Here is a 16,902-nt window from a genome sequence, read left to right as displayed (position 1 = left end):
ACCTATGATTACATACGAAGAGAAGGTTATAAAAGAATTGGAGCAGTGGAAAGCTACATTCATGAAAGATTCTTCTATGATGACACGGTTCTCCAAAAAAGTGCAGACGAAGGTGCAACAGCTCATTCCGGCGAAAGTACAAAAGGTACTAACAGAGACGATTCGTATGATGGTGCAAACGATTAGCGCCGGGTCAAACTTTATAAAGCCGAAGCTAAAAGAGACGACATGGTCACTGCAAAGACGTGACGATGAAGTTCGTAAAAAAATGGATGAGTACAAAAAAATAGCAGCGGCAGAAGGAGCAGGGACTGGAGCTGGTGGTATTCTCCTCGGTCTTGCTGACTTTCCGCTTTTACTTACAATTAAAATTAAATTTTTATTCGATGCAGCGACATTGTACGGATTTGATACGAGTAAACAAGAAGAGCGTCTTTTTATCCTTCATGTTTTCCAACTTGCCTTTTCAAGTGACGATCACAGAAAAGAAATATGGAAAGCAATCGAAACGTGGGATACAGAAAAAGAAAATCATATGGACTGGGAAAAGTTCCAAACAGAATACCGAGACTATATTGATTTAGCAAAAATGCTTCAGCTCGTCCCAGTAATCGGTGCCCCGGTCGGCGCATATGCGAACTATCAATTATTACAACGACTTGGAGAAGTGACGATGAATTGCTATCGTATGCGATTGCTGAATAGGGATTAAAAACAAGGCGTCCTACATATGTAATGTAGGACGCCTTTTCTTAGAAGCTAAGTCCGATATAGCTAATTCCAACTATAATCAATACGATAAAAAGTACAATGATTAATGAAAATCCGCTCTTACCAGCTTGTCCCGCTTCACCGCCGCCATTACCACCACTACCCCCATTACCACCAAGTCCCATATGATATCCTCCTTATTGTTATATGTTGCTTTTACTTTATAACTTTCTGTATTTTCTAATAAATACCTTCTGTAGTGCTAACTAAATTGAAAATCATTTCGTTTTGTTTTATAATTTACTTACCGACCGGTAAGTAAAAATAAGTGAGGTACAGTATGACGAAGAATTTACAAACATCGCAGAACATTGTAGAGGCATCATTTAAACTTATGGCAGAACACGGCATTGAGAAGATGAGTCTTTCCATGATTGCGAAAGAGGTAGGTATCTCAAAACCGGCTATTTACTATCATTTTTCTTCTAAAGAAGCGTTAGTTGATTTTTTATTTGAAGAGATTTTTTCTGATTATCATTTTACAAAGTATTTTAATGAAGAGCGGTATACGAAAGAAAACTTTGCAGAAAAGCTAATCGCAGATGGTTTACATATGCTCTCTGAGTATGAAGGGCAAGAAGGAATACTACGCGTTATCAATGAATTTATCGTAACTGCATCGCGAAATGAAAAGTACCAGAAACGTTTATTTGAAATACAAGAGGATTTCTTACATGGTTTCCACGATTTATTGAAGAAAGGCGCGAGACTGGGCGTTGTGTCACAACATGAAACGGAAGAAAATGCTCATACGCTAGCACTAGTGATCGATAATATGAGCAACTATATGCTCATGGGATTCCAGTTAAAGTATAAAGAAATTTGGATTCGAAATGTGAAAAACGTAATGAAGGAGGAGTAAAAATGAAAATGCAAAAAAACTGGTGGCTCGGTTTTCTTGGATTTATTGGGGTTTATAAAATACCAGGTATGATTGAAGCTTTTCAAGCGGATGGAAATTGGATGAAGTTAATCGGTTTCATTTGGCTACTTTGGTTCGGATATTTTATTCCTGAGAAGAAAGAAGATTAAATTCCAATTTTCTGTAAAGTTACGTAAAATATAGATTAAGAGTATTCATATATTAGATTACTAGATTTGGAGTGGTTACATGGATCCATTGAAAAATGAAATTCACCCTGACATGGTCAAGGTGTGGAAAGCGCGTTCTTTAATTGAGCTAGGAATCAGTATTATAGTCATTTTTGCATATCTTTTCTTTATGATTAAGTTTAATTGGTGGGCTTGGATTTTCTATGTGCTCATCGGATTAACAATCGTATATACACCGTTTGATTACTTTACGTTTCCGAAACTACGTCAACGTTATTACAGCTACCAACTAAATGAAGAAGAACTTGAAATTCAGCATGGCCTTTTCGTTGTTAAGCGCGTATTAGTGCCGATGATTCGTGTACAGCACGTAACGATTGAACAAGGGCCAATTATGAGAAAATACGGATTAGCAGAATTACACATTTCAACAGCAGCAACTTCTCATAGCATCCCAGGTTTAACGATGTATGAAGCTGAAATGTTGAAAACGAAAATCGCAGAATTAGCGAAAGTGAGTGATGAGGATGTATAAAAGGCAGCATCCAATCACGATGTTATTAGAGTTAAAAATAACAGACTTTATACCACTCATTATTTTCATGTTTAGCTTAAACGGAAAGTTCCCGTTTTGGTATTTAATTCCCGCTGCATTCGGTTTACTCACCGTCTTTTCAGCGTTTGAAAAATGGTATTACACAACATACTGGGTTGAAAATAACGTATTGCATGTGAAACAAGGTCTCTTTGTGAAAAAGGAGAGCTACTTAAATAAAGAACGTGTTCAAACGATTAATACAAGTTCTAACGTACTATATCAAATGCTCGGTTTGAAAAAAATTCAGATTGAAACAGCTGGCGGAGGCGATGAAGCAGAAGTTAGCTTAGCTGGAATTATGGTAGAAGAAGCGACAGAGCTTATCGCAATGTTAAATGAGTCGGCTTCAGAATTGAAAGTAGAAAAAACATTAGAAGAAGTAGAAGTAAAAGAAATTATTACAGAGGAAAAACAAGCGAGAGAATACAAATTAACGTGGAAAGAGATTTTAATAGCCTCTGTTACATCTGGTCAATTTGGATTATTATTCTCATTAATCTTTTTTGTGTATCACCAAGTAGATGAGTACATTCCGAAATGGATAGAGAATAGCGTAAAGTCGTATGTAATGGAACATGATATATATGGCTGGATTTTTATGATAGCCATTTTGCTCGGCCTTTCGTGGATTATATCGACAATTGGTTATGCGCTAAAACATGGAGATTTCACAGTGAATCGAAGAAATGACGAAGTCCGTATTTCGCAAGGATTACTGGAGAAAAAAGAACTCGTACTAAAATTGCACCGTATTCAAGGGATTACGATAAAAGAAGGTATTTTACGCCAACCGTTCGGTTATTGTGCTGTGCAAGTAGAAGTCATTCAAAGTAAGGGAACGGGTGACGAAAAAGAAAAAGTTACACTGCATCCTATCATTCGAAAAGATCGAGTGCAACAGTTACTCGCGCATTTACAATTACCATACGAACTGAATGCAAATATTACTTCGTTACCAAAAGCAGCATTGCGCCGTTATCTCATTGATAGTTTCATCTTTTTCGCTATGCTCGCAATCCCGCTTACTGGAATAAGCATATACTTTGAAAAGTATTACATCATGTGGGCATTATTACCGCTCGCAATCCTTATCTTTACACTTGGATACGCAACATTTAAAACAAATGGTTACAGTGTTAAAGGAGAACAAATTACACTTGTCTATCGTAGCGTCGGAAAATATACAGGACTTATTAGAAGAAGACACGTCCAATCAATGGAGAAGACACAATCATATTTCCAGCGCCGTGCGGATTTATGTACGTATAAGTTTTCGAGTGCATCATCTAGTTACAAAATAGAGCATACGAGAGTAGAAGATGCGGAGAGAATGCAGGATTGGTATAAGAAGAAGTTAAGTGAGAATTAAGTGGAACGGCTCGTCTTTCGCGGAAGACGGGCTATTTTTTTATGCGAAAATAATGAATAATATATGTAAAGAAACAAGCGAGGTGAATGAGAGTGAGCAAATTTTTAATACCGTATTCATTTTCTATATTAAGTTTCTTTATTTCAGCAACAGCACTTGATTTATATGATAGGATGGGAAACAATAGTGAGCTGGTTTCGCCGAACATAATTGGAAAGATAATTCAATCTACTGCGCAAATGGGAGTCCTTACATTGTATTTCGGAGTACCTATTATTTTAGGTGGCTGTCTACTTGGTGAGCTATTGTTTAGAGGTATCATTTTACGATTTAAACTCAGCTATATTATATCTTTATTATTATATCTACTTTTAGCTTTTAGTATTGTTTTCGTAACGGTAGGCATTCCAACTACATATGAAGATTCTAATACATTTTTCATGGGGATAACTATGATTTGTGCTGTGACATTCTTTGTGGGCCGGAATATATGGGAGAAAAAAGAAATGAATAATGGAGTAACAGAATGAAATATACATGTTCGTGCTGCGGGTATAGAACAATAGAAGAAGAACCACCAGGTACATATGAAATTTGTAATATATGTTACTGGGAAGATGATGAGGTACAGTTTAACAATCCTGACTTTGAAGGCGGTGCAAATGAAGTCTCGTTAAGACAAGCACAGAAAAATTTTATTGTATTTGGTGCTTGCGAGGAATGTTTTATTGGATTAGTTAGAAAACCGACTAGTGAAGATGTGAAGGATGCTAGTTGGCAGCGAATTTGTTAAGTAAAATGTTATTACTCAATTCAATGGGAGTAATAACATTTTTTATTTAGTGCTGAAAGAATTACTGCCGTCTTATAAGGTAATAAGAAGGACTAAATTGGTAAATTTTATTAATGGATATATTTTTAATAAATACAAAAGTATAGATGTATAGTCAGCTTTGTGTGTTTAATGTTATCATATTGAATGATATGGAAATTTTTAATAGAATAAGTAACTAAAAATTCAAAGGTAATGAAGCTTTTGTTGTATAAAGAAAATACTTAGTAGTAATCAACAATATTAAAAATAAGATTCGTATTTATATAAATTTAGTAGAAATGGGGTTTTAAAAAGGAATGAGTATAAGCATAACGCGGCAAAAGATTTTGGCGGCCGCTTCTCAAATTGTGCAATGTAAAGGGGTTGCTAAATTAACCTTAGAAGCAGTGGCAAAAGAGGCGGGTGTAAGTAAAGGTGGATTATTGTATCACTTTTCAAATAAAGAAGCTTTAATAGAAGGTATGATAGTCAGAGGGGTAGAGGATTATGAGGGAGCCATTTACAATAAAGTAGCGGAAGACGCAGAGAAGAAAGGGAGATGGGTTCGCTCTTTTGTAGAGGAAAGATTAAATAATGAGAGAAGAACAGAAGAGTTATCTAGTAGTATGATGGCAGCATTCATGTTAAAACCTGAATTACTTGAGCCATTACAACAATCATTTCAGCAACTGCAAAAGAATATAGAAAACGATGAGATAGATGCAGTTTGTGCAACAATTATTAGATTAGCAGCAGATGGATTATGGTATTCGGAATATTTAGGGGTTGGAAGACTAAGCCCCGAGTTAAGAGAAAAAGTGATTCAAGCTCTTATTAGAAATTCATATAAATAGAATATACGAACTATATAATGTAAAAATAATTCACCGTTGCTTCTTTAATGTAGTGGTGAATTATTTTTTTTATTAGAAAAATAGAACAATTTTATAGAGTATTGAATTATAACCGTCCAGACGGTATAGTAATATTTGGTTTAAGAGGAAAATGAAACAAAAAAAGAATAAAAGATATTTTTAGCACACTATTCGAAAGGATAGGCCGCAAAGCTTAGAGTCTACGGTAATACATATTGGTTACTAAGATCGTCTGGTTGCACATTTTTGATGCAACCGGACGGTCTTTTTTTGTTATATAAATATAAAAAATAGGAGGGAACTATGCAAATGAAAAGTACTAAAAGACATATTTCAATGGTTTCATTAGTTTTTCTAGTATTATTTTCAGTGCTGAATGTGTGGGCTCCAGTTATTCAAGCTGCTGTGATGAAAAGTCCAGTGGACGAAATTAATATTTCCCGTACTGATGGCACGACATCTGAACCGTATCAAGCCTCAGATGGTATGAAAGTAGAAGTGAAGTGGTCAGCTAAAGAAAAAATAAAAAGTGGAGATCAATTCACAATTGATATGCCAAAAGAGTTTCGAAAAGACCTTATGAATATGAGTTTTCCTTTAAAAGATGCTGAAGGAAAAACAGTTGGTACATGTGAGATGAAAAAGGGTCTATTAACGTGTACTATGGGTGATTACGTAGAAGGAAAGAATAACATTAAAGGTTCTTTATTCGTAGAATTCTACTTTGGTCTAGAAGCATATGATGGTGTTAAAGAAATTCCATTAGAATTTAACGTTGATGGTCAAATCGTCAATAAAGAAGTAAATGTAAGTAATACGACAGAGAGACCGAAGCCACAGCCCAATACAGATAATCTATTGAAATGGGGTTCTTATAATCAAGAAGATCCTTCGATTGCTGATTGGCTTGTATATGTAAATGCAACTGGAACAGAAATGCAAAATCTTAAATTAACAGATACATTAGGACCTGGGCATGAGTTAATTACAGACAGCGTAGTATTAGAAGAGGCTGTATTTGAAGATGGTTATGCACCAACAAATATTAAGCCAGCAGATTTATCTAACATTAAAATTAATGCAACAAAGGCTGGATTTACAATTGAGTTTCCAGACAGTTCAAAAGGCTATATTTTAAGATATAAAACAAAGGTTACAAATCCTGCTGCGAAGCCTCATAAAAATACTGTGAAATTAGAAGGTAAAAATATTAAAACTGAAGAAAAAGTAGGACAAGTATTTGTAAGTGGTGGGGGAGGATCCGGTTCAGGTGACAATAATCCACCTAGCATTGAAAAAAATATAGTTGATGAGAATGGCAAGCTTGTAGAGAATGAGCAGTTAACAAAAATGGATCAAGTGATTCAATACCAAGTTGGTACACATATACCGAACGATCCTCCTAAATACACATCTATGGTAATTCGTGATGATTTAGAAGATGTTTTAGAAGTATTAGAGGCAAAAGTGTATGATCAAAATGGCCAAGATATTACTTCTAAAGGAACGTTAAATATAGATAAACAAAGAAGTGAAGTAACATTTACGTTTGGTGAGAGTTTTGACTATAAGTCGTATGAAGACCAGATAATTAATCTTAGTATCAAGGCGAAAATTAAAAATGATGCAGACTTATCTTCTTACGTAGATAAGAAGATTCCTAATAAAGCGGAATTACATTTTGATGATAAAACATTAACATCAAAAGAAGTAACTATTACGCCGCCTGAAGCTCCAAAAGACGGTACAGTATCGCTTCATAAAATAGATTCTGAGAATCCGAACAAAGGGTTAAAAGGTGCCGAATTTGAAGTCCGAAATAGTGCAAATGAAGTTGTTGCAAAACTGAAAACGGACGAAAAAGGTTTTTCAGTACCTCAACCTTTAGCTCCTGGGACGTATAAAGTATATGAAACAGTAGCACCAGAAGGATATCAAAAATTAACAAGTCCAGTAGAGGTTACACTTCAAGCTGGAGAAACAAAAACAATTGAAATTAAAAATACTATGCAAAAGGGTCAAATTGAAGTAAAGAAAATTGATTCGGAAAATGGTGAGAAACCATTAGCAAATGCAGAGTTTGATATAGTAAAAGACGGTGTAATAGTCGAACATATTGTTACAGATAAAGATGGTAAGGCAATCTCTAAACCGTTAGCACCAGGGAAATATATTTTAAAAGAAACGAAAGCGCCTGAAGGCTACCAATTAAAAGAAGCAGAGTTCGAAGTAAATGTAACAGGGGACGGCATATTCCCAATACAAGTGGAAAATGCAATGGTAGACAAAGGTAATATAGAAATTACAAAAGTGGACAAAGAAAACGGAGCAGTATTAGCGGGTGTCGAATTTGAAGTCCAAGATGAGAAAGATGAAGTAGTAAGAAAAGTAGTAACAGATAAAGATGGAAAAGCAAACGTTTCAGATCTATCAGTAGGAAAGTACAAATTAGTAGAGACAAAAAGCTTACCAGGTTATAAAAAGCTAACAGAACCAGTACCATTTGAAATAAAAAAAGGTATGACAAAAGCTTTAGCAATAAAAGTAGAAAATGAGCAGTTAGACAAAGGCTCAGTAGAAATTACAAAAATAGATAAAGATAGCCAAAAAGTACTAGAAGGCGTAGTCTTCGAAGTGCAAGATGAGCAAGGCAAAGTAGTAACAGAAGTAAAAACAGATAAAGATGGTAAAGCAAAAATCTCTGATTTATCAGTAGGGAAGTACAAATTAGTAGAGACGAAAAGTTTACCAGGCTACAAAAAGCTAACAGATTCAGTATCATTCGAAATTACAAAAGGTATGACAACAGTCCTATCGTTGAAAGTAGAAAATGAACAGTTAGATAAAGGTTCAGTAGAAATTACAAAAATAGATAAAGACAGCAAAAAAGCATTAAAAGGCGTAGTCTTTGAAGTGCAAGATGAAGCTGGAACAGTAGTAAAGGAAGTAAAAACAGATAAAGATGGTAAAGCAAAAATCTCAGATCTATCAGTAGGAAAGTACAAATTAGTAGAGAAAGAAAGTTTACCAGGCTATAAGAAATTAACAGAGCCAGTATCGTTTGAAATTACAAAAGGTATGACCGAGATCTTATCATTAAAAATAGAAAATGAAATGGTAGATACGGGAAATATAGAGATAACAAAGATAGATAAAGATAATAAAGCACCGTTAGCGGGAGTAACATTCATCGTACAAGATGAAAAGGGTAAGGAAGTTACGAAAGTAACGACAGATAAAGAAGGAAAAGCAAATGTTTCAGATTTACCTGTAGGAAAGTATGAATTAGTAGAGGTAGAAAGTTTACCTGGTTATAAAAAGTTAGAAAAACCAGTATCATTTGAAATTAAAAAAGGCATGACTGAGGTTCTATCATTAAAAGTAGAAAATGAAATGGTGGATACAGGGAATGTAGAGATAACAAAAATAGATAAAGATAGTAAAGCTCCATTAGAAAATGTTGTATTTGAAGTACGTGATTCAAAAGGAAAAGTAGTTGCGAAAGTAAAAACGGATAAAGAAGGAAAAGCAAACGTTTCAGATTTATCTATTGGAAAGTATGAGTTGGTAGAAGTAGAAACACCGGCAGGATACAAACCACTAGAAAAGCCAATTTCATTCGAAATTGAAAAGGGTAGAGTAACAGCATTACAATTGACTGTAGAAAATGAATTAGTGGATACAGGAAATGTAGAAATTACAAAAGTAGATAAAGAAAATAAAGATGCTTTAGCTGATGCAGTCTTTGAAATTCAAGATGAAGCAGGACAAGTAGTCGCTAAAATAACGACAGATAAAAAAGGACAAGCACAAGTTACTAATTTATCAGTCGGCACATACAAGTTAGTAGAAGTAAAAGCACCAAAAGGATATAAACAATTAGTAGATCCGATTACTTTCCAAATTGAAAAAGGTATGACAAAATCTCTTGCTTTAACAGTAGAAAACGAAATGTTAGACAAGGGAAATGTGGAAGTAACAAAAGTAGATAAAGATAGCCAAAAAGTATTAGAAGGCGTAGTCTTCGAAGTACAAGATGAGCAAGGCAAAGTAGTAACAGAAGTAACGACAGATAAAGATGGAAAAGTAAACGTTTCAGATCTATCAGTAGGAAAATACAAATTGGTAGAGACGAAGAGCTTACCAGGTTACAAAAAATTAACGGAACCAGTATCATTCGAAATCAAAAAAGGTATGACGAAAGTTTTATCATTGAAAGTAGAGAACGAACTGTTAGATAAAGGTTCAGTAGAGATTACAAAAGTAGACAAAGAAAGTGGCGCAGTATTAGCGGGCGTAACATTCGAAGTGCAAGATGCAGCAGGAAAAGTAGTAACAAAAGTAACAACAGATAAAGAAGGAAAAGCAACAATTTCAGATTTACCAGTAGGAAAATATAAGCTAGTAGAGGTAGAAAGCTTACCAGGATATAAAAAACTAGCGAAACCAGTATCATTCGAAATCAAAAAAGGTATGACAGAAGTTTTATCACTAAAAGTAGAGAACGAATTAGTAGATAAAGGCTCAGTAGAAATTACAAAAGTGGACAAAGAAAGTGGCGCGTTATTAAAAGGCGTAACATTCGAAGTGCAAGATGAAAAAGGCAAAGTAGTAACGAAAGTAAAAACAGATAAAGAAGGAAAAGCGAAAATTTCAGATCTATCTGTAGGGAATTACAAACTAGTAGAAGTAGAAAGCTTACCAGGCTACAAAAAGCTAACAGAGCCAGTATCATTCGAAATTAAAAAAGGTATGATAGAAGTCTTATCATTAAAAGTAGAGAATGAACAGTTAGACAAAGGTTCAGTAGAAATCACAAAAGTAGATAAAGATAGTCAAAAAGTATTAGAAGGCGTAGTCTTCGAAGTTCAAGACGACAAAGGAAAAGTAGTAACAGAAGTAAAAACAGATAAAAATGGTAAAGCAAAAATTTCAGACTTATCTGTAGGAAAGTACAAATTAGTAGAGAAAGAAAGCTTACCAGGCTACAAACAATTAACAGAACCAGTATCGTTTGAAATTACAAAAGGTATGACAGAAGTTCTATCATTAAACATAGAAAATGAAATGGTAGATACGGGAAATGTAGAAATTACAAAAATAGATAAAGATAATAAGGCACCGTTAGCAGGTGTAGTCTTTGAAGTACAAGACGACAAAGGCAAGGTAGTAACGAAAGTAACGACAGATAAAGGTGGAAAAGCAACAGTTTCAGATTTATCAGTAGGAAAGTACAAGCTAGTAGAAGTAGAGAGTTTACCAGGCTACAAAAAATTAGAAAAGCCTGTACCATTTGAAATTACAAAAGGTATGACAAAATCTTTAGCGTTCACTGTAGAAAATGAAATGGTAGATACGGGGAATGTAGAAATCACAAAAATAGATAAAGACAGTAAAGCACCATTAGAAAATGTTGTATTTGAAGTACGTGACTCAAAAGGAAAAGTAGTTGCGAAAGTAACGACGGATAAAGAAGGAAAAGCAAACGTTTCAGATCTATCAGTAGGAAAATACAAATTAGTAGAGACGAAGAGCTTACCAGGTTACAAAAAGTTAACGGAACCAGTATCATTCGAAATTACAAAAGGTATGACAAAAGTCTTATCATTGAAAGTAGAGAACGAACAGTTAGACAAAGGTGCAGTGGAGATTACAAAAATGGCCGCTGAAAGCAAGGAAGTCTTATCAGGAGCTGTGTTTGAAGTTCATGATGAAAAGGGAAAAGTAGTAGTGAAAGTAACAACAGATAAAGATGGAAAGGCAAAAATCACAGATCTATCTGTAGGTAACTACACACTAGTAGAAGTAGAAGCACCAAAGGGATATGAAAAATTAACTAATCCAATTCCATTTGAAATTACAAATGGAATGATAAATGCAGTTCAATTAGAAGTATTAAACAAATTGAATCATTTAGCACCACCAGGTCCAGAAACACCAGATCCAGAAAAACCTGGAACACCAGATCCAGAAAAGCCTGGAACACCGGATCCGGAGAAACCTGGAACACCGAATCCAGAAAAACCTGGAACACCAGATCCAGAAAAGCCAGGGACACCGAATCCAGAGAAACCTGAAAAAGAATTACCGAAGACAGGGCAGAAAATGCCTGTGGAACCATATATGGGAGCACTTCTTGTAATGATGAGTTTTGGGTTACTCGTATTAGGTAGAAAACAGCAGAGATAATAAAGGTGAAAAGGTATCCTCAAAGTATTTGAGGATACCTTTTTTAGCATAAAAAAAGCATCTAGCAAAAGTACTAGATGCAAATAAAAACACAAGGGAAGACAAAATTCTTCCCTTTTCCCGTATGTAATTATATCAAAAAATTTATAAAAAACTAGCTATATTTAAAATATAATTTTTAAAAAAGTTATATACATAAATAATTGCAATACGCGCAGTTTTATCTTTCTGAAAAATCCATTTCTTTAATTTTGAATATTAAGACTAATGTTGATAAATCTTCAGATAATTAGAAAAAATAACCAAAAGGATATATAATATTGCTTAATAAATAATTTTAATGAATTACATATATTTCATTTGGTGTATTAATTGAATATCATAATTTTAAATTTTATTAAGCAAGAATCTCGGTTACTTATTGCATTTCTAACATAGGGTGAGATAGAAAAATACAATAGTGTGGAGGTTTTTATAATGACGTTTGTTCTTAGTAAAATGAATGGGTTTAGCATAGAAGAAAAGGTACATGAATTTGAATCTAAAGGATTCCTTGAAATCTCAAATGAAATCTTTTTACAAGAGGAAGAGAATCATCGTTTATTAACACAAGCACAGTTAGATTATTATAATTTGGAAGATGATGCGTACGGTGAATGCCGTGCTAGATCTTATTCAAGGTATATAAAGTATGTTGATTCACCAGATTATATTTTAGATAATAGTAATGATTACTTCCAATCTAAAGAATATAACTATGACGATGGCGGGAAAGTTAGACAGTTCAATAGCATAAATGATAGCTTTTTATGCAATCCTTTAATTCAAAATATCGTGCGTTTCGATACTGAATTTGCATTTAAAACAAATATAATAGATACAAGTAAAGACTTAATTATAGGTTTACATCAAGTAAGATATAAAGCTACTAAAGAAAGACCATCTTTTAGTTCACCTATTTGGTTACATAAAGATGATGAACCAGTAGTATTTTTACACCTTATGAATTTAAGTAATACAGCTATTGGTGGAGATAATTTAATAGCTAATTCTCCTCGGGAAATTAATCAGTTTATAAGTTTGAAGGAGCCTTTAGAAACTTTAGTATTTGGACAAAAGGTCTTCCATGCCGTAACGCCACTTGGAACAGAATGTAGTACGGAGGCTTTTCGTGATATTTTATTAGTAACATTTTCTTATAAGGAGACAAAATGAGAGAGAATAAAATAATTATGATTTCTGGAGCCAATAGCGGTATAGGTCATGCTTGTATAAAATACTTTTTAGAAAAATCATTTTATGTAATAGCGCTTGATATTCATAATAATAATTTAATAGATTATATGAAAACAGATATGCCTTTGAAAGTAGTGCAAATTGATTTAAGTAATAGCGAAGCGATTCATAATCTTTTTACTCAATTAGATTTAGAAAAGCTTTCTCCTGATATATTAATAAATGCAGCTGGTATTCGAGAGATAACACCTGTTTTACATTTATCCGATGATATGTTTAAAAAAGTAATTGATGTAAATTTAGTAGCCCCATTTATCCTTTCTAGGGAAGTAGCTAAGCGATGGTGTGAATCGAAAATAAAAGGTTGTATTGTGAATATAGCATCGGTTTCTGGATTAATGGCTGAACCAGAGCGAGCTGCTTATGTTGCATCAAAGCATGCTTTAATCGGATTGACTAAACAGATGGCTATGGAATTTGGGAAGCAAAATATAAGGGTAAATAGTATTTCTCCCGGTGTTATTAGAACTGAACTTACAGAAGAATACTTTAGTAATAAAGCCTTGATGTCTATGATAAAAAGTAATCAATCTTTAGATACTTGGGGGTTGCCGCAGGATATTGTTTCATGTATTGAGTACTTGATTTCTGATCAGGCCCGCTTTATTACTGGTTCTAATTTTGTAATTGATGGTGGTTGGACTGCTGGGAAAAATTTATAATTGAGTGTTTTTGAGGAAAAGCACCTGTCCTTTTTTTAGGCTGGTGTTTTTCTCACTATAAACCGAGTTTTTATTGGAGGGGGATTAATTTGCTTCAAAAGAGTTTTAAGCAAGAGAAAACGGTACCGGCCTTAAAGATGATAGCATCAATGGTTATCTTTGGATCAGTTGGATTTTTTTCTGTTCAAACAAACTTACCTTCGTTTGAATTAGTGTTTGTAAGGTGTATTTTTGCGACAATATTTTTAAGTGTATGCTGGTTGCTTACAGGGCAATATAAACAAGATAAATGGGAACGAAAAGAAGTTATTCAAGTTTTAATATGTGGCTTTTTCTTAGTATTTAATTGGGTTTTCTTATTTAAAGCCTTTGAAAATATGTCAGTTACAATTGCTATCTCAGTTTATCATCTTGCACCAGTAATTGTACTGTTAATTGGAAGTATCGTCTTTAAAGAAAAATTAACATTCATATCTATCATTTCAATAATTGTGTGTTTTGCAGGAGCTTTATTAATTGCTGGTATTGATGGAAGCTTCTCTGTCGGCTCATTAATGTCTTCAGGTATGATATGGGGATTTCTTGCGGCTCTCTTTTATGCATTTACAACTTTATTTGGTAAAGGGATTAACAAAATGAGTGCGTATGCAATGACATTTTTACAAACATTCTTGGGGATATTTCTTTTAATACCATTTATAGATTTAGATGCTTTTAGTGGCCTCACTCAAAGTAATTGGACATATATTATAGCTACTGGTTTTATTCACACAGGGATAGTATATTATCTGTTTTTTGATAGTTTACGCTATTTATCTACAAAAACCATCTCAATATTAGTTTTTTTAGATCCGGCAGTGGCAATATTATTAGATACTGTACTTACTGGATTCCGTCCAACTTTAATGCAAATAACAGGAATTCTTTTTATTTTTATTGGCATGACTTTAACATTAAAAAAATCTAAAGATAAAAAACTAAGCCAAAAAGAAAAGCGAATTGAAAGCGATGCTAGTATATCTCAACAATAATGAAATATATTGTGTATAAAACGATAAACCTTGCATGAATCATGTAAGGTTTATTTTAGTTCAATATAATTCATATTTATAATACATAATTTTCAAAACTGAGGTATGTGTTTCTTTAATATGCTTTTGATTCAACTATTTTTATTTGACTATAAATTTACAAAAATGTATATAAAACCTTATTTTTTGATAATATATAAGTAATAAATTCATAGAATTGGAGTGATGAGATGCAGCCGTTAGAAAGGGAGATTCATTCTAATATGCTGAAAGTGTGGAGGATGCACGCTTTAATTGGGGCGGTAGTTATACTAACAGTCGTAATTGCGTATTTCTTTTTTATGATTAACTTTAACTGGTGGGGCTGGTTGTTCGGACTATTAGTAACAGGAGCTATTACATTTATTCCCCTTGATTATTTTGTGTTTCCAAATTTACGTCAACGCTATTATAGTTACAGATTAAATGAAGAAGAGATTGAGATTCAAAAGGGAATGTTTGTTGTAAAACGCGTACTTATTCCGATGATCCGTGTGCAGCACGTAACGATTGAGCAAGGGCCGATCATGAGAAAGTATAATTTAGCAGAATTACATATTTCAACAGCCGCAACTTCTCATAGTATTCCAGGTTTAACGAAAGAAGAAGCAGAACAGCTGAAAAGACAAATTGGAGAACTTGCGAAAGTGAGTGATAAGGATGTATAAGAGGCAACATCCGATTACGATATTGTTAGGTATTAGGATTGCGAGTTTGTTGCCACTTATTATTCTTGTTTTATTTAAACCTGATGAACAAGTGGAACCTTGGTATTTATTTTATCTTTTTCTTCTGGTTGTTTTATTCATCATGGCTATTTTTTCAGCAATTAAATGGTATTTTAAAGTGTACTGGATTGAGAATAATATTTTACATATAAAGCACGGTGTTTTTGTAAAGAAGGAAAGCTATTTAAATAAAGAGCGTGTACAAAATATTAGTACGTCTTCTAACATCATTTATCAAATGCTCGGACTTATGAAGTTAAATATAGAAGTAGCCGGTGGTGGTAATGAACCAGAAGTGATGTTGGCTGGTATTAAAGAAGACGAGGCAAAACATTTAATTTCTTTATTACATAAGAAAGAAACTACTGTAAAAGAAGAAATAGAAGAGGAAGAAAGCAAGACGGTTTATCAGTTAACAGCGAAAGAGGTTTTAGCCGCAGCGATTACATCTGGTCGGTTCGGACTAGTGTTCTCTGGACTGGTACTTCTTTACACAAAGTTTGATTTTGTTCTTCCTGAAGGATTCACAAGTAAAGTAGAAGCGTATGTGATGGGAAACGGTGTTTATAAACTAATTGTAATTGCATTAATTTTAATGGCAATTTCGTGGATTATTTCCACGGCTGGATATGTGTTGAAATATGCAAACTTTAAAATTGAGCGAAAAGGGGAAGAGATTCGTATCGTTCAAGGATTATTTGAAAAGAAAGAGTTTGTCTTAAAATTGCACCGCATTCAAGCGATTACTGTAAAAGAAGGTATGCTTCGCCAGCCGTTTGGCTATTGTGCTGTTGAAGTGGAAGCAATTCAAAGTATTGGAGCAGCAAGTAACGAAGTAATGTTGCATCCATTTATGAAGAAAAAAGATGTACAGCACCTGATCACATATTTAGAGTTACCATATGAAATCGAAGCGGAGATCGTTCACTTACCAAAAACAGCGTTGCGTCGTTATTTCATTATGGGCTGGTTAATAAGTATCATACTCACAGTTCTAATTGCCAGCGTGAGTATATATTTTAAACAATATATTGCGTTGTTTGTTATTTTACCGTTATTTATCGTGTTTTCGTTACTTGCGTATGCTAGATATAAAAGTGGCGGTTATGAATTAAGAGAAAATCAACTAACGGTTGTATATCGTAATTTTTCGAAATATACAGGAATAATGCGAAGAAGACATGTTCAAGCAGTAGGTTATAATCAATCGTATTTTCAAAGAAAAGATGAATTATGTACAACTCTTGTAGCGGTAGCTGGGCGCGGTTATGAAGTAAAGCATATGAGAAAAAAAGATTCACTTCGTATATATAATTGGTACAAAGAAAAAGGAAACACCGGTGTGTAATGGTGTTTCCTTTTTGTCATTAAATTGATATCTTTAGTCGAATCGTTGATATATTTCAAGATATGATAGATATATTCGGAAAATCGTTGATATATTTCAAGATGTGATAGATATATTCGGAAAATCGTT

Annotated in this window: 15 protein-coding genes and 1 riboswitch; of the genes, 14 read left to right on the top strand and 1 reads right to left on the bottom strand. The window is 33.8% G+C overall.

Features of this window, described 5'->3' with window-relative positions:
• Window positions 1-4: 4 nt before the first annotated feature.
• Entirely contained in the window at window positions 5-712 is a 708-nt protein-coding gene (gene ecsC, locus ACTFR3_RS14525) for an ecs operon protein EcsC (protein ID WP_000634142.1), read from the top strand.
• A gap of 40 nt (window positions 713-752) precedes the next feature.
• Here the strand turns inward: ecsC and ACTFR3_RS14520 are convergent, their stop codons facing one another.
• Window positions 753-896: a YjcZ family sporulation protein gene (locus tag ACTFR3_RS14520; RefSeq protein WP_000522759.1), complete on the bottom strand. Its 144-nt coding sequence runs from the start codon at window positions 894-896 to the stop codon at window positions 753-755.
• Window positions 897-1,051: 155 nt separating this feature from the next.
• On the opposite strand from ACTFR3_RS14520, the gene ACTFR3_RS14515 reads away from it, so the two are divergent.
• The 13 genes from ACTFR3_RS14515 (at window position 1,052) to ACTFR3_RS14455 (ending at window position 16,773) form a co-directional block, all read left to right on the top strand.
• Window positions 1,052-1,633 (top strand): TetR/AcrR family transcriptional regulator, encoded by a 582-nt coding sequence (locus ACTFR3_RS14515; RefSeq protein ID WP_000164838.1) that lies wholly within the window; start codon window positions 1,052-1,054, stop codon window positions 1,631-1,633.
• A 2-nt stretch (window positions 1,634-1,635) separates the two neighbouring features.
• The gene (locus tag ACTFR3_RS14510; RefSeq protein WP_000783813.1) at window positions 1,636-1,803 is read left to right on the top strand and encodes a hypothetical protein; all 168 of its coding nucleotides are present in this window, start codon (window positions 1,636-1,638) and stop codon (window positions 1,801-1,803) included.
• 79 nt (window positions 1,804-1,882) lie between these two features.
• Entirely contained in the window at window positions 1,883-2,359 is a 477-nt protein-coding gene (locus tag ACTFR3_RS14505; RefSeq protein WP_000371345.1) for a PH domain-containing protein, read from the top strand.
• Window positions 2,352-3,791 (top strand): PH domain-containing protein, encoded by a 1,440-nt coding sequence (locus ACTFR3_RS14500; RefSeq protein ID WP_440044501.1) that lies wholly within the window; start codon window positions 2,352-2,354, stop codon window positions 3,789-3,791. The genes ACTFR3_RS14505 and ACTFR3_RS14500 overlap by 8 nt, the downstream gene beginning before the upstream one ends.
• A 92-nt stretch (window positions 3,792-3,883) precedes the next feature.
• A complete protein-coding gene (locus tag ACTFR3_RS14495; protein ID WP_017656775.1) occupies window positions 3,884-4,321 on the top strand; it encodes a hypothetical protein in 438 nt (145 codons plus the stop codon).
• Entirely contained in the window at window positions 4,318-4,584 is a 267-nt protein-coding gene (locus ACTFR3_RS14490) for a CPCC family cysteine-rich protein (protein WP_017656774.1), read from the top strand. Before ACTFR3_RS14495 ends, ACTFR3_RS14490 begins: the two co-directional genes overlap by 4 nt.
• A 338-nt stretch (window positions 4,585-4,922) precedes the next feature.
• Window positions 4,923-5,459, top strand: a complete 537-nt coding sequence (locus ACTFR3_RS14485) for a TetR/AcrR family transcriptional regulator (protein ID WP_000028016.1) — start codon at window positions 4,923-4,925, stop codon at window positions 5,457-5,459.
• 172 nt (window positions 5,460-5,631) lie between these two features.
• Window positions 5,632-5,724, top strand: a riboswitch (cyclic di-GMP riboswitch).
• A gap of 59 nt (window positions 5,725-5,783) precedes the next feature.
• Window positions 5,784-11,669: a SpaA isopeptide-forming pilin-related protein gene (locus tag ACTFR3_RS14480; RefSeq protein ID WP_440044500.1), complete on the top strand. Its 5,886-nt coding sequence runs from the start codon at window positions 5,784-5,786 to the stop codon at window positions 11,667-11,669.
• A 477-nt stretch (window positions 11,670-12,146) separates the two neighbouring features.
• Window positions 12,147-12,884, top strand: coding sequence for a 2OG-Fe dioxygenase family protein (locus ACTFR3_RS14475; RefSeq protein WP_000144813.1), 738 nt, complete (start codon window positions 12,147-12,149; stop codon window positions 12,882-12,884).
• Entirely contained in the window at window positions 12,881-13,627 is a 747-nt protein-coding gene (locus tag ACTFR3_RS14470; protein WP_001208947.1) for an SDR family NAD(P)-dependent oxidoreductase, read from the top strand. The genes ACTFR3_RS14475 and ACTFR3_RS14470 overlap by 4 nt, the downstream gene beginning before the upstream one ends.
• Before the next feature lie 89 nt (window positions 13,628-13,716).
• A complete protein-coding gene (locus ACTFR3_RS14465; RefSeq protein WP_000939625.1) occupies window positions 13,717-14,658 on the top strand; it encodes a DMT family transporter in 942 nt (313 codons plus the stop codon).
• A 230-nt stretch (window positions 14,659-14,888) separates the two neighbouring features.
• Window positions 14,889-15,365 carry a PH domain-containing protein gene (locus tag ACTFR3_RS14460; RefSeq protein ID WP_001182728.1) on the top strand — a complete coding sequence of 159 codons (477 nt, stop codon included), beginning with the start codon at window positions 14,889-14,891 and terminating at the stop codon, window positions 15,363-15,365.
• A complete protein-coding gene (locus tag ACTFR3_RS14455; protein ID WP_000278131.1) occupies window positions 15,358-16,773 on the top strand; it encodes a PH domain-containing protein in 1,416 nt (471 codons plus the stop codon). Before ACTFR3_RS14460 ends, ACTFR3_RS14455 begins: the two co-directional genes overlap by 8 nt.
• The last annotated feature ends 129 nt before the right edge of the window (window positions 16,774-16,902 follow it).

Source organism: Bacillus cereus group sp. MYBK14-1 (genome assembly GCF_051916885.1).
Taxonomy (GTDB): Bacteria; Bacillota; Bacilli; order Bacillales; family Bacillaceae_G; genus Bacillus_A; species Bacillus_A cereus.
This window is presented reverse-complemented; position numbering and strand designations above follow the sequence as displayed.